Genomic DNA, 13,021 nt, shown 5'->3' on the forward strand with positions numbered 1-13,021 from the left:
GGGACGGGTCCCTTGTCCCAGGGTTTAAATAGAGACGAGGGGATTAAAGTCCCCTCGTCTTTTTCAGTTCTGGGACGGGGTGCCTGTCCCCGTGTCCTTGCCAAATAATCTTTAGGAGGAAGTCTGATGAGAACTTATAAATTCCGACCACCAATGATGAACCGATCAACAAAAACTTTCGCTATTAATGATAATTCAGGCAAAAAGGTCGGAGAAATCGAGAGATATTTCAATTTTAAAGGACAAAATGTACTTAGTACATTTATCAATATGTCAAATGTGAAGGTCAGAAGCGTGTTAGAGGAAACTTCCCTGGACTTTATAGAAAAAAGTCTTCTTAATAATTTATTGTTTAATAAATGGGACGTGAACTATAAGAAGGATGGGAAACTTCATCACTTTGAACTTAGAGATAAAACTAAAATTAAGACAAACCAATTATTTTTATATACTTTTCAAGGGAGAAGTATGCAGGTGAAGTCAAAGGTAATGGATCGTACAATTCGTTTTTACAAAGAGCAAAGCGGACATTTAAAAATAGTAGCTGATGTATCTTATGATACCTTAATGCCTCCCTATACTCACACAATCAATCTTCACGACGATTCTATCCACTTTTGTGAAATTGCCGGAGTCTATTACTTAATGCTAATCCAACAGTAGCAACTAGTATAAGAAATGTTTGGACAAAAGTTTTTTGAGCTGGTAAACAGGTAGTTACTACGTCAGCGGAGGAATCGGAACGGAGGGACAGGTCCCTCGTCCCAGAACCAAAATAAAAACGAGGGGGATCAACCCCCTCGTCTCTATCACTCCCGGGACACGGTGCCTGTCCCCCCGTCCCACAATCTATCGCTTAATCGTGAATTTCCTCGGCTCAGATGACAGCGTCAATCCACTCTCATCCTTCACTGTAACCTTCACATAGTAGTCCCCATCCGGATAATCACTGTCAGGTGCCCATGGCAGGTTATAGATGGAATGTTCGTTATGGATGTCTGCTTCTTCAAGTGTGTTCCCCTGTGCATCGGTGATTTCCAAATGCCAATCGAGGCGTTTGTATCCGAAGAGCGTAAGGCGCAGCGGCTTGGTTTCACTTACGCTTGAAGCGTTGTTGATGCCTAAATAGTTAATAAGCGGTTCAGCGTTTAAATACGTTTCATCCCCCTGGTACGCGACTCCCACATTCCGGGCATTGTCTATGCCAGAGATGGTGACCAGTTCCGGCTTCACTTTTGAGATGTACTCTGATGCCCCATTTTGAATCCGTTGGGTCTTTCCGTTCACCCACAGCATGCTGCCTAAAGGACCGGTTCCTGTGTCTGTTAGATCCCAGCTGATATGGTAGTTTCCATCCGGCATTTCTTCCACCTTGATGTCTTCCACTTTAGGAGCTTCGGAATCTACTTTTATCGGAATCTTGGTCTCTTTAGGTTTAGCACCCTCATAGTTTAACGTGCTCGTATAGACGTAATAATACTGTCCATCCGGTATTGTTTTCTCCTCATCGTCCGTAGAATTCCAGAAGAATCCTTCCATTTTATAAGAGTAATTTCTGTAGCTCATGATGTTCTTTCTAAACTTAAACGGACTTCCATCCTCTGTGAATTCACTGAAGTTGCCTATATCCTTGATGATGTTCCCTTTTTCATCCTGAATGCTCAGGGACAGTTCCTTCAGGTTGCGCAGTGCGGTGAAAGAAGGATAAACCCCTTCACTGACGGATTGTGGTGACACGCCTATCTTTTCTTTATTGAAGGTTCCAGTGGCCGGATCATATCCGATCGGCAACGAATCAATTTCATTGAACAGGACCGTATATCCCAAGAATGCATCCCCTGTTACCGGGCTTTCATCCACATTCCCCATGGAGTCCCAGTCACCGTAGTATCCCATAAGCGGTACGGAAAGTGTCGTCAGTTCATTTACCGAGCTTCCTTTTGGTACGAAGCGTACAAACCCTTCAATAAAGCGTCCTTCACTCAGCTCTTCAGACAATTCAACTGTAATCTTCACTTCTTCATCACGGTTCGGTTTGTATTGGATTGGTTCTTCCGGATCGTATGTCTTGCCGTTGATCTTGATGTCTGCCCCTGTAACCGGTACAGTGTGAAGGGTTAAGTACTCTCTTTCCACTCCATCGTGTGTTTGTTTGGTTGTTTCGTCTGTGATCAGATCGATCATAATTTCATATTGGTGCTGCGGCTTCACAAGATTTTTCTTTAAAGGCTCCACATTCAAGGTGAAATCAAAGCTGCGTCCCACTTCTTTCAGAGCAACAGAAGCGGCCTGCTCTAATGGAACACCCGAACGTTCAAGGAGGTATGGCGTCTCCATCGCACGGTCAATCTTCATGATACCGGAACCTTGTCTTCTTGGTGAATAAACCGAGTGATCATTGGTTGGATTCGTCAGTGCTTCAGACGTATTCATCAAGGCGTTTTTCGCTTTCAGCACTGTTTCTTTATTTTTCGGAAGGCCCAGCTCCTGATAATAGTGTTGTAAAAGAAGCGCGGCTCCGCCTGCCACCTGCGGGCTCGCCATTGACGTTCCGCTCATGGTTTCATACTCGTTATTGATCACCGTAGAGAAGATCTTCCCGCCCGGTGCCGTGATCTCCGGTTTGAAGCTTAAGTCCGTTGGAGATCCAAAGGATGAGAACGTCGACATCGGCTCGGTTGCCGTATTTTGAACCTTTAACACTTCATCAGTCAGTTGCACCGTCACTTCTTCACCGGACTTCAATCGCTCTGCGAGTTCATTTCCATTCACTTGATCCGTTGTGACTGCCGGAATGAAGTACGGGCTGAAGTATAGGGTTGCATACGCCGTCGCCTGGGGAGGTGGAACCACCATCACCGCTACAGCACCTTTCTTTGCAGCTGCGGTCTGCATATAGGTTGCGGGGGAATAGTACTCTGATGGCTGTGCGACCGCGATCTTCCCTTTCAAGTCAAGGTCCTTGACCGCTGCCGAATCCCCCTCACCAACATAAACCAGTTCGTATTCCTTAGATGGATCAAGCGTTCCGATCAATTTCTTGATCCCCGGCTGAATTTGATAGCCGAATAGACTTCCATCGGACAAACGCAGCCCGTCCACTGTCATCATATCGTTCTCTGAAGAAGCCACTTGTAGGGCATACGGTGTCACACCCGGGTCTCCCACCAGCCCGATGTCTGGATTTTTCGCTAAAGGCAATTGAGACCTTGCAAGCAAATTGTTCTTGGTGCTGTAAGCCGCATTCCCTGCCGCCGCAACGACCAGGACGCCTTGTTCTGTTGCATATTGAATCGAGCGCTGTACGGGATCATTTGGATCTACGTTTCCAGCATCTGAGCCAAGGCTAAGGTTGATGACGTCTGCGCCCATCTCAACGGCGTGATAGATCCCTGCTGCGATATCATCGTCATAAGCGCCGCCACCCTTATCTGAGAATACTTTTTCCGCTAGAAGCTGTACATCGGGAGCGATCCCCTCTGCTTTTTTCTTTGTTTCTTCATAGGCTCCTACAATTCCCGCTACGTGGGTTCCGTGAGAATTTGAGGGTGGAATGACGTTGGTATCGTTGTCTGCCCAGTCGTACCCTGTAGGAACTTTATCTGTATACCAGGTTTCGTCTACTTCGGTTTGTTGAAACTCATCTTGAAGGTTTTGTTCCGTTAACTTCGCAGCTTTCCTTCCTTCTTCCGAAAGCTGCATCGCTTCGTGACGGTGGTCCACACCTGAATCAACGACCGCTACGACCATACCTTCCCCGCGGGTGTTATACTTCGTCCATGTATCCATGGCCTCAACGAGCTCTTTGCTGTCTACAACGGTATGCTCGTATTGTTTGGAAATGCGAACATCCTTTACGCCATCCAGCTTGGCTATCTTTTGAACCTCACCAAGTGTTGTATCCACGCTGAAGCCACTGAAACCTTTTGAAAATGTGTGTCTCACATTAGATTTTGAGTCCTTTTTGCCCGAAATGATATTCTTCACTTTTTCAACTTGAGCGTGTGGCGACGACTTCGCATGCTTGTCCACCTCAACCTCAACGACAACCCTTACATTCTCGTTCGGATCGAAGGAAGACTGATCCACACCGTACAATGGATCAGTGCTCTGCTCGAGTACTCCCGCAAATGGATTAGATTTCTTTGCCAGAACGGAATGAGGAATTGGATCCTGTTTAGAAAACTGAAACTCCGCACTTGCTGATGCCCCGAGCGTCCCCGCGGCCATCACACATGCCAATAAAGATGGTACGACCTTTTTCTTCATGACTCTACTTCCCCTCTACTATCTTGTATTCTAACTATTCTTACTTTTATATAGTAGATAGAGAAATCGCTTCCGTAAATGGGGGTTTTTCAAGCACCTTTATTGGGGATAAACAGAGGTCTTTTCTATTAAAATGGTCAAAGAAACGCTAAACTTATAGTTATATAGTCATTGATTTTATGAATGACACTGTCTTTTGTGGAAATATGTAACTTCCTATAACCCCAACTAATAAATATAGCTTCTGTTAAAATATAAAAATAACAGGAGGTAGGCAAATGGATTACTCAGTAATAGGGAAGAAGATTAGAGAATTAAGGAAGGTCGTCGGCATCACTCAAGGTGACTTAGCAGAAGGAATCTGTACCCAAGCGCTCATCAGCCGGATCGAAAAAGGCGACATATATCCCAGTGCCACGGCTTTGTACCAAATCTCTGTTAAGCTTGGCGTCGACGTTAACTATTTCTTTGAAATAGGGACTACCCCACGGCTGGATTATATACGGGAAGTAGAGAAACAATTGAGATATTTGAGGGTTTACCGGAAATACGAGGAAATGATGGACCTGATTAAGACAGAGGAGAAGAATCCCCTATTCTATAAAGATAATGAAAGCCTTCAACTTCTTTACTGGCACAAAGGGATCTATCAATATGAAGTGAAGAATGATTCAGAGGCTGCCTTTTCCCTTCTACATGAAGCTAATCAACTGACTGCCCACCAGAAAAAGGCGATGTCTGAAAGAGAAATGCAAATCCTGTCGAGCATCGGTGCGATTAACTTCTCTATTCATCACTATGGTGAAGCCCTACATTATTATAAGCAAGTCGAAACGGCCATGAAAACGACGGGACAACTACAGGATAAATCCATCAAAACCAAATTATTCTATAATATTGCCAGGGTACTGACCCGTATAGGAGAACTGGAAGAATCTACGACCTATTGCCATGAAGCAATCAAATGGTGTTTCGAAGAAGAATTGCTCTGGGGATTAGGCGAGCTTCACTATCAAATAGGCTACAATTATGAGCTGGAGTCTGACTATGACAAAGCTCTACCTTATTTCAAACATGCATTGTTTATGTTCGAACTGCGGAATGATGAAACATACATCTCGTTTCTTGCACCGAAGATTGATGTAATGGCAAAACGATTGTAGCTGACAGGACGCTCCCTTTTAAAGTTCTATTTATTCTTCATCTATTAATAAAGCTATGGGCTAGGCTACTTTATCCTTTCCTGTCAAAAGGGCTCTTCGGCGAAGCCAAATTCCACTCATGATAAAGAGAATGCCCAGTAAGGTAAGGAAAAGCAAGGAGATGGCCCCGCCTTTTTGGTACGGCAGGTTCGTGTAATATCCATACTTTTCTCCAGAAAGTCCCCTTATCCATTGCGTTTGCAGGTTAGACTTGGAACCCAAATCGAAATTACTTTCACTTATTACACCATTTTCATTGATGCTGTAAGTCCGGTACTTAATTGGATTTGAACTCAGCTTCTCTGACTTAGGAGTCATGCGCATGGAAACAATGAACGACTCATTACCTGTCTCATTCTCTACCATTATTTTGTATTGTATCGCGTCATCAAAAGCACTCATCCCCTCTTGACCAGATTGGACGGTAAACCCCTTAAGTTTTGCTTCCGGTTCATCCTTCACTTCAATGATGATATTCCCGCTCTTCTTACCTGAATCTTCTTCATCCTGAAGAAACGTATTCACCTTCACTCCATGAAATACTTGAACAGGATCCACCACTCCTTCTTCCTCCAATGAAATAAACTCATACTGATTTTCAAAGCGGTTCTGGTAGAATGTCTCCCTTATAGATTGGATCAGAAAATAGGCTACTAGAATGATAGCTAGTAAACCTAATACGAAAAGGAAGTTACTTAGGTACAAAAAACGCTTCTTCTTACTAGTAGTCATTGGTTCCTCCATTTCAAATCCTCATATTTTATATTTATATATTCTAGTTAAAATTCAAAATACCTTTTAAGTGTTTACTACAAGGCTAATGAGCCTTTCCACTAACCAAAGAAACCCATCTATACCTGACTACACCTAAATCGCCCGCCAAAAGTAGCGGGTGTTTTTCTTTAAGGATTAACATACCCTTCCATTGCAACGCTTTTGTTCCATTAGAGGAAACAATTTGTCCTTTTAACGCATCAGGTAAGGGGGTAAAAACTTGAATAGCAACAAGTTTGACTTAATGATTTATATCATTCTATTGATAAAGGAGAGTATTCATTGACAGAGAAGAAAATTCATAAACTATTCATCATACTTTTATTCGGTCTCATCATTTCCATGCTTTTCGTTGTTAGAAAATATGCTCATGGGGGTGTGGACTACTCCTTAGGAATCTATGGTTCTATCATGATTACGTATCTACTTGGAAAGATGGTGCTTTCATTTCAATACAAGCCAAAGGTTGGGACACCGCCTGATTTAAAAGTGTCAGTGGTCATCCCTTCTTATAATGAGAAACCGGACGCAGTCATTAAGACTGTGGAGAGTATCCTTCAACAGGATTACCCTGTCCACGAGATTTTCTTTGTAGATGATGGCAGTAAAGATATTTCGGGTTACGAAGCCATTTTGATGCTTAAAGAAAGTCGGAACATTGAAAAGCTGATTGTTCATCGACTAGAAAAAAATCAAGGAAAAAGACATGCTCAAATCTGGGCATTCAAGCAGGCAACAGGGGACATTATTTTCACTGTCGATTCAGATGGATATGTATACCCCGACGCGACCCGTGAATTATTGATACCCTTCCATGATCCAGAAGTTCAAGCCGTTACAGGTCATATCAATGCAAGGAACAGAACAGATAATTGGTTTACCAAGTTATTGGATATGAGGTATGAGAACGCCTTTAGAGTTGAAAGAGCCGCTCAATCCTTTACGGGGAACGTACTTGTTTGCTCTGGTCCTATCAGCTGCTATAGACGAGATGTTATCATGGATAATATTGAGGACTACGGCAATCAGACCTTCTTAGGGGAGCCGGTTCAATTTGGAGATGACCGCTGCTTAACGAACTATGCGATTCTCAAAGGAAAGACACTCTATCAATCTAAAGCTGTGTGTCTGACAGATGTACCACATACCGTTCGTCAATTTATTAAACAGCAAATCCGTTGGAATAAGTCATTCTTCCGTGAAAGCCTGAATGCTTTAAAAGTAGGATTCAAGAAGCCGAGAACCCTTATTTGGGTGTTATTAGAGCTTTCTCTATGGATTTTATTCGGGTTCGTTATTTTATTCGCCTTTATTTTCAAAGCAAAGACTATAGGGTTATTGCTTATGTTCTATTATTTCATTTACATTTGCCTTTCAGCTTATGCAAGAAATATATTCTATATTCTAAAACATCCAGTCGTGTTCTTGATGGCTCCTTTATATGGCCTTATTCATTTAGGATTGCTATTCCCTTTACGGATGTACGCCCTTGCAACCATTAAGTCAAATGGATGGGGTACCCGTTAATCCAATCCATTAAAAAGGATATTTTCATCTTCTGACAAGCTCACAGAAAATACACTTTTTTAGAATTGATCTAAAAACTGAAATGGGACCCCCTGAGGAGTCCCATTTCAAATATACTTATAGATTAGTTGCTATCAGATCTGTATTGGTCGGGTATATTGAATTTCTGTTTTCACATCAAATAATCATTTCAAGATACATATATTTTTATTTCGTTACAGTTACTGCTTTTCCCGTGCCATCGTTAGTAGGGACTGTATAAGAGAATACTGTGGTATTTGGGAATTTTTTATAAACAACATCCCCACCTTTAATTGTTTGAGAAGTGCCGTTGAAATAAACTGTAACATCAACCGTGTTGGGATTATTAAATCTGATGGTTCTCTCACTTTGAGATTGAATTACAGAAATACCCAGTTCCATTCCGTTTACCTTTGCCTTCTCATCTACTAATGGTGCAATTTCAGGAAGCGCCTCTACCTCTGTTACTGCTTGGTCAAGAGTATCGCTCACATCTTTAACATCAGCATTTGCTTGATTAATATTAGCATTTGCATCTTCTAAACTAGCTTCGAGAGAATCAATGTTTCCATTGGATGTGGTTAATTCCGTTTCCAGTCGTGTGACCTCTCCTTCAAGACGGCTAATTTCACCATTTTTGTTTGAGATAATACTATTTGCCGTTTGACCCAGCTTGTACGCTTGATCATGAAACAATTCTGCTTTATCCTGTAGAGAAACAATTTGGCTTTTGATGTTATCCATGTGAGTTGCACCTGTGTATGCCACTCCAGACACTGCAATACTTCCTGCGACTAAACCTGCAAATACTTTAGCACTAACGATCCCCATAATTCTTTTCTCCCTTCGACCCCTATAGGTCTATGTAATTTTATTTTTTGTTCTTTATTAAGAACTTACAATGTAATTATATGTCATAAAAAAGTTAATAAAAACCTTTATTAACCGTCATAAATTCGTTATAGTGAACAATTTTCTTCAAATATCTCTATATTTCTCTATTATTCTTACTTTTTCATTTTTTATAAAGAAATAAAAGTTCGTTATAGTGAACTTTCTTTTAGGGGTTTAAGGTTGATGACAGAGTTGAATATATTTTGATCGTTCTTAAGTAGGCTATATTTGCTATGAGGACGTTTCTGTAAATAAATAGTATAAATATCATTACTTACATGAAGGGTCACGTACTTTAGAAAAAAACTATATCACTTCTTTTACCCGTTTGCTGAAGGACTATGAAATGGAAGCTCCAAATAAATAAGGTCAAATTGTAAAATCTCTATTTAACAGCATAATCTATCAGTTCGGTATTCTAGAAAAGGTAACTGTCGAACAAAAAAGTATGCCTGTTACCCATTGGATTGTGATGGGGCAAAACGAAAATAAGTTCGGCAAGTACTCTCAGGATGATGTCGTGTGGACGAAAGACCTATTAACGAAGTATCCAAGAGAAGCAGTCACTCAAATCCACTATCAAGAACTTAAAAACCGTATTTCTGAAAAAGGATTCATAGGGAATATTGAATATAACATAGAGAAGATTGGCCATACATGGACAGATGGAACCTGCTACTCTTTAAATAAACTGAGGAGGATACCCGAACACCCAGAAAACTATACTCAATTGACTACTCAAACACTCGGGCACATCGTCCAAGGGTATGCAAGGGTCCAGCATCTCATGTTGTTGATAGGATTACTGTTTTCTTTAAGATTAAAGAACAAGGACTCCTTTTCTACCTTTTCCATGTTATCGATCATTGGTTTCTTTCTTTTCTTTATTATGTGGGAAACGCGTTCAAGATATTTAGTCAGTTTGACGCCTTTGATGATCATTCTGAGCTGCATGGGGTATTTAAGGGTTGTGAAGGAGCGTGCTATAGGATTGACAAGTGGCAGATCGGTGAAAAGCTAGAGAAATGTCACTGTACTAACAGGGATTAGTCAGGACAAAGGACGTGCATCCCAGTGCTTCACCTGTAAAAGGAATGTCTACGCCTTCATTCTCATAGACTTAGAGTATACGAAGGGAGCTGGTCTCAATGCTTGAGTGGAGTGCTGTTATTGCAGCCGTCGCGTTTACCATTCTCGTGATCTATTTGATTATGACATTAAGAAAAGTAATGACAACACTTGCTGAAACGGAAAAGACGCTGTCTGACGCCCGGACAGCTGTGAACGGCATTACAGAGGAAGCAGAAGATCTGATTCATACCGCCAACCAAATTTCTGTTGATGTCAAAAGTAAAATGAAAGCCGTTGACCCTTTAATTGAGTCTGCTCATGATGTGGGAGAGATGATTCATGATGTGACCAGCTCAGTAAAAAGAACTGCATTGCAAAAGAGCAATCGAAGAACCATCCATGCGCAGGAAAGCAAGCCAGTACAAATTAAATTGAAGTAAGCAAAAAGAGGCCGGTTGATCCAGCCTCTTTTTATACTGAACAATGGGTAAAGAAAAGGACACTCTCTCAGAAGACTTAAAGAAAAAAGACTCTGACTTTGCCAAAGAAATGTTGGCATACGATAAAGAAATAGAAAAATTAAAGAAAAATATATTAAATGATAAGAAGTAGGCGGAACTTAATCATTTCTTTGAGTTTCACCCGAATGACCAATTTCGGGAGCACTCTTAGCTATACTTCTAGTACTGGCCTGCCGTTAATGTAGTTTCAACCTATCATAGGTCTATTTATGACACTGATCGTATTAGCTAGATTTTTAGGCACGTTACCTAGTCCAAGGAGTCAAGAGGATAACACTAAGTAATCTTATTAGAGGTAAAAAAAGGCCAAGGGAACGATCTCCTTGGCTCTCACATCCCGCCGTTTACCAGCGGCCCTTCTGGACTGGTATACATCATTCTCTTCCCTATCGCCTCAATCACATCTACTTCCTCACCATTCCCCACTACGGAATATCCATTCAGTTCACTAGTTTTACCAACGACAATCACTGAATAGAGATCATTGATCAGACCAACTGTATAGTAATACACCCTGGCAGGATCTGAACGTTCGTGTTCCGGCGGGAATTTCCGCGACACATAAAGAAATTCTTCAATCAGTTCTTCTAAATGGCTTAAATCCCTTTTGAGTTTTGGATCTTTCGGCCGCGCTTTCCCCAGAACGGAAAGGATGCCTTCCATCACTTCTTCTTTGGATTGATAATAATAACCATCATGATTACTCAATGGATAACTTGTATAATCCTTATTCAGTTCCCCATGAAAGTAAGAAAGAAACTCTTCCATGTCAACCTTTTCCTGACGTTTCAGTTCCAGGACTTTCTCTTGTAAACCTTCCGATTCCGCAGGGGTATCCTTCCCGCCTTCTTCCTCAGTAGGTGGATGTTCACTCGCGTTATCACCTTCTACATCAACCTGCTGCAGAAGAAACCAACCAAAACCGATGAAGAATACGAGTGCAACCCCTATAGAGAGTAATCTTGGGAATAAGCTGCTTTTTGACGACTGCCTTTGGTGCCTTTCTTTTGCGATTTCCATCAGCCACCGATGTTTCATCTCATCGGAAAATGGGTTATCATGAAATACTTCATGAAGAGATTCCTTAATCTTTTGCTTATCATGATCTTCACGCAAGGAAATCACCCCCTTCCAGCTGCTTTCTCAATGCCATTCGCCCTCTTTGAATCCTCGTCTTGGCCGTAGAATGTGGAATCTTTAATAAACCAGCCACTTCCTTTGTGGTGAGGTCGTCGTAATAATAAAGGATGATGACTTCCCGATACTTGATGGGCAGGTTCATCACTTCTGCAGCTAACCCATGCTGACCTTCTTTTTGGATGACGTGTTCTTCCGGGGTTGAACAGGATTCACCTTATTCATCATCCGCTGAAGTAATGGTTCTTTCATAGATGGCTTGCGGAGAAAATCCTTCGACTTGTTGATCGTGATGGCATACAGCCATGTCTTATAAGAAGACTTCCCCTTAAATGTATCGAAGTTCTTATATGCACTTATAAATACCTCTTGTACAATATCCTCGGACATACTCCAGTCCTTGCAGTATGTATAAGCAAGGTTGATCAGCTGCTGCCCATGCAGATCAATGAGCTCACTGATTTCCGGGTTCGATCCTTCCATTGACTGCTGCCCCATTTGGTACACACCTTTGTCTTGGTTTCTATGTATTAGACGTTGGACATTTCTTGATGGACTCAAAATAATTGAAATCGTTCTCACTATCTATTTAAACATTTGTTTAATGGTCTAAGAAGCAGGATCAATACGCTTAGGGCATTAAATCAAACGTTTGTTTAGAAAAAGAGGTTGTCAGTTTCAATCTTGAGGAATCAAGACTTCGCAAACGCTTCTAACTCCTTCTGAAGTTTTGCTTTCTCCATTTCGAAATCATCATCTCCCCTATCACACACTGCCTCTTTCTCTTTCCCAAACCCCAGTAAGACTCAACACCCCATCCTTCAACCAATTCCTCAGAATCGCTTCTGCATACCCCCAGCTCACCTTCCCTTTTGCAATCGCCCGCTTCATGGCCTCAACAACCAACTCACATGATAAATCCCCACACCAGCCCTTAATCTTCTCTTCTATGTAACTTCCTATTTGTCCAAAGCCATTTTCAACGAAAAAGGCGAGTGCTCCCTCATCATTGTCATTATTGGTTTTATTATTTGAAGTACTAGTTGAAGAACTATCTGTATTTGTCTTACGCTCAAACGTAGGAGTCTGTGCATCCCCTGTGGATGGCCCCTCCGTTGAAACGCCCTCCCTCTTACGTTCCGACGTAGCCCGTGGGCAAATAGAAAGATCAGCCACATTGATTCTCTCATTCATTATCCTTCGAACGTTACAAGCAACCGGCTGCAGAAACATGACATTATTCAAAAGAATACTTGAACTCGAAATCGTTCTGAACTCGCGCATGAGAAGATGGTGATCCACCAGAAAATCGATGGCATCCTTCACCTGTCTCTTCGTAAACCCATAAGTATTGGCAAATGCCTGATAACTCTTCTGCAGCATGTCCCCTTTGAACTTCGTACGTGCACCGACAATCAGTCCGTTGTCATCCCTGATCATCGTCGGTCGGTACCAATATACGATATCCGCGAGAAGCGTAATCGCTACAAAATGAGCCTTCCCACTTGTAAATGTGATGTTCTTATACCATAAATGAGGAACGATATTCCCCACGATCTCCAATTCTCCGATTTGATCTACTACCTGACATCCTGATTTCATGTT

At 41.8% G+C, this 13,021-nt stretch carries 13 protein-coding genes; 6 read left to right on the forward strand and 7 right to left on the reverse strand.

Going from position 1 to position 13,021, the window contains the following annotated elements; all coding sequences use genetic code 11:
• Window positions 1–126 precede the first annotated feature (126 nt).
• Window positions 127–663 carry a tubby C-terminal domain-like protein gene (locus tag ACIFOD_RS11730; RefSeq protein WP_430314783.1) on the forward strand — a complete coding sequence of 179 codons (537 nt, stop codon included), beginning with the start codon at window positions 127–129 and terminating at the stop codon, window positions 661–663.
• A 186-nt stretch (window positions 664–849) separates the two neighbouring features.
• Here the strand turns inward: ACIFOD_RS11730 and ACIFOD_RS11735 are convergent, their stop codons facing one another.
• Window positions 850–4,269 carry a S8 family serine peptidase gene (locus tag ACIFOD_RS11735; protein ID WP_430314784.1) on the reverse strand — a complete coding sequence of 1,140 codons (3,420 nt, stop codon included), beginning with the start codon at window positions 4,267–4,269 and terminating at the stop codon, window positions 850–852.
• A gap of 278 nt (window positions 4,270–4,547) precedes the next feature.
• Between ACIFOD_RS11735 and ACIFOD_RS11740 the strand changes: the two genes are divergently transcribed.
• Entirely contained in the window at window positions 4,548–5,432 is an 885-nt protein-coding gene (locus ACIFOD_RS11740) for a helix-turn-helix domain-containing protein (RefSeq protein ID WP_430314786.1), read from the forward strand.
• A 60-nt stretch (window positions 5,433–5,492) separates the two neighbouring features.
• On the opposite strand, the gene ACIFOD_RS11745 is transcribed toward ACIFOD_RS11740, so the two are convergent.
• Window positions 5,493–6,203, reverse strand: a complete 711-nt coding sequence (locus ACIFOD_RS11745) for a hypothetical protein (protein WP_430314787.1) — start codon at window positions 6,201–6,203, stop codon at window positions 5,493–5,495.
• Window positions 6,204–6,527: 324 nt separating this feature from the next.
• Between ACIFOD_RS11745 and ACIFOD_RS11750 the strand changes: the two genes are divergently transcribed.
• Window positions 6,528–7,772, forward strand: a complete 1,245-nt coding sequence (locus tag ACIFOD_RS11750; protein WP_430314789.1) for a glycosyltransferase — start codon at window positions 6,528–6,530, stop codon at window positions 7,770–7,772.
• 207 nt (window positions 7,773–7,979) lie between these two features.
• On the opposite strand, the gene ACIFOD_RS11755 is transcribed toward ACIFOD_RS11750, so the two are convergent.
• A complete protein-coding gene (locus ACIFOD_RS11755) occupies window positions 7,980–8,624 on the reverse strand; it encodes a hypothetical protein (RefSeq protein WP_430314790.1) in 645 nt (214 codons plus the stop codon).
• Between the two features lie 511 nt (window positions 8,625–9,135).
• Here ACIFOD_RS11755 and ACIFOD_RS11760 point away from each other — a divergent pair.
• From ACIFOD_RS11760 to ACIFOD_RS11770, 3 genes are all read left to right on the forward strand, one after another.
• On the forward strand, window positions 9,136–9,708 hold the full coding sequence (locus tag ACIFOD_RS11760) for a hypothetical protein (RefSeq protein ID WP_430314792.1): 573 nt from the start codon (window positions 9,136–9,138) through the stop codon (window positions 9,706–9,708).
• A gap of 127 nt (window positions 9,709–9,835) precedes the next feature.
• A complete protein-coding gene (locus tag ACIFOD_RS11765) occupies window positions 9,836–10,198 on the forward strand; it encodes a DUF948 domain-containing protein (protein WP_430314793.1) in 363 nt (120 codons plus the stop codon).
• 43 nt (window positions 10,199–10,241) lie between these two features.
• On the forward strand, window positions 10,242–10,370 hold the full coding sequence (locus ACIFOD_RS11770; RefSeq protein ID WP_430314795.1) for a hypothetical protein: 129 nt from the start codon (window positions 10,242–10,244) through the stop codon (window positions 10,368–10,370).
• 239 nt (window positions 10,371–10,609) lie between these two features.
• Here ACIFOD_RS11770 and ACIFOD_RS11775 read toward each other — a convergent pair whose 3' ends face one another.
• From ACIFOD_RS11775 to ACIFOD_RS11790, 4 genes are all read right to left on the reverse strand, one after another.
• Complete coding sequence (locus ACIFOD_RS11775) at window positions 10,610–11,395, reverse strand: hypothetical protein (RefSeq protein ID WP_430314797.1); 786 nt, start codon at window positions 11,393–11,395, stop codon at window positions 10,610–10,612.
• Window positions 11,388–11,561: a sigma factor-like helix-turn-helix DNA-binding protein gene (locus ACIFOD_RS11780; RefSeq protein ID WP_430314940.1), complete on the reverse strand. Its 174-nt coding sequence runs from the start codon at window positions 11,559–11,561 to the stop codon at window positions 11,388–11,390. The genes ACIFOD_RS11775 and ACIFOD_RS11780 overlap by 8 nt, the downstream gene beginning before the upstream one ends.
• A gap of 11 nt (window positions 11,562–11,572) precedes the next feature.
• Window positions 11,573–11,914: a sigma-70 family RNA polymerase sigma factor gene (locus ACIFOD_RS11785; protein ID WP_430314798.1), complete on the reverse strand. Its 342-nt coding sequence runs from the start codon at window positions 11,912–11,914 to the stop codon at window positions 11,573–11,575.
• Between the two features lie 267 nt (window positions 11,915–12,181).
• A complete protein-coding gene (locus ACIFOD_RS11790; protein ID WP_430314800.1) occupies window positions 12,182–13,018 on the reverse strand; it encodes a DnaD domain protein in 837 nt (278 codons plus the stop codon).
• Window positions 13,019–13,021 lie beyond the last annotated feature (3 nt).

The sequence above is a fragment of the Rossellomorea sp. NRS-1567 genome, assembly GCF_050467885.1.
GTDB classification, from domain to species: Bacteria; Bacillota; Bacilli; order Bacillales; family Bacillaceae_B; genus Rossellomorea; species Rossellomorea aquimaris_C.

What these genes read in the sequence shown, in the direction of transcription:
- ACIFOD_RS11755 (WP_430314790.1), bottom strand. Translation starts at nt 8,624, where the DNA reads ATGGGGATCGTTAGTGCTAAAGTATTTGCAGGTTTAGTCGCAGGAAGT.
- ACIFOD_RS11785 (WP_430314798.1), bottom strand. Translation starts at nt 11,914, where the DNA reads ATGGGGCAGCAGTCAATGGAAGGATCGAACCCGGAAATCAGTGAGCTC.
- ACIFOD_RS11790 (WP_430314800.1), bottom strand. Translation starts at nt 13,018, where the DNA reads ATGAAATCAGGATGTCAGGTAGTAGATCAAATCGGAGAATTGGAGATC.
- ACIFOD_RS11770 (WP_430314795.1), top strand. Translation starts at nt 10,242, where the DNA reads ATGGGTAAAGAAAAGGACACTCTCTCAGAAGACTTAAAGAAAAAAGAC.
- ACIFOD_RS11730 (WP_430314783.1), top strand. Translation starts at nt 127, where the DNA reads ATGAGAACTTATAAATTCCGACCACCAATGATGAACCGATCAACAAAA.
- ACIFOD_RS11760 (WP_430314792.1), top strand. Translation starts at nt 9,136, where the DNA reads ATGCCTGTTACCCATTGGATTGTGATGGGGCAAAACGAAAATAAGTTC.
- ACIFOD_RS11735 (WP_430314784.1), bottom strand. Translation starts at nt 4,269, where the DNA reads ATGAAGAAAAAGGTCGTACCATCTTTATTGGCATGTGTGATGGCCGCG.
- ACIFOD_RS11780 (WP_430314940.1), bottom strand. Translation starts at nt 11,561, where the DNA reads ATGAACCTGCCCATCAAGTATCGGGAAGTCATCATCCTTTATTATTAC.
- ACIFOD_RS11740 (WP_430314786.1), top strand. Translation starts at nt 4,548, where the DNA reads ATGGATTACTCAGTAATAGGGAAGAAGATTAGAGAATTAAGGAAGGTC.
- ACIFOD_RS11745 (WP_430314787.1), bottom strand. Translation starts at nt 6,203, where the DNA reads ATGACTACTAGTAAGAAGAAGCGTTTTTTGTACCTAAGTAACTTCCTT.
- ACIFOD_RS11765 (WP_430314793.1), top strand. Translation starts at nt 9,836, where the DNA reads ATGCTTGAGTGGAGTGCTGTTATTGCAGCCGTCGCGTTTACCATTCTC.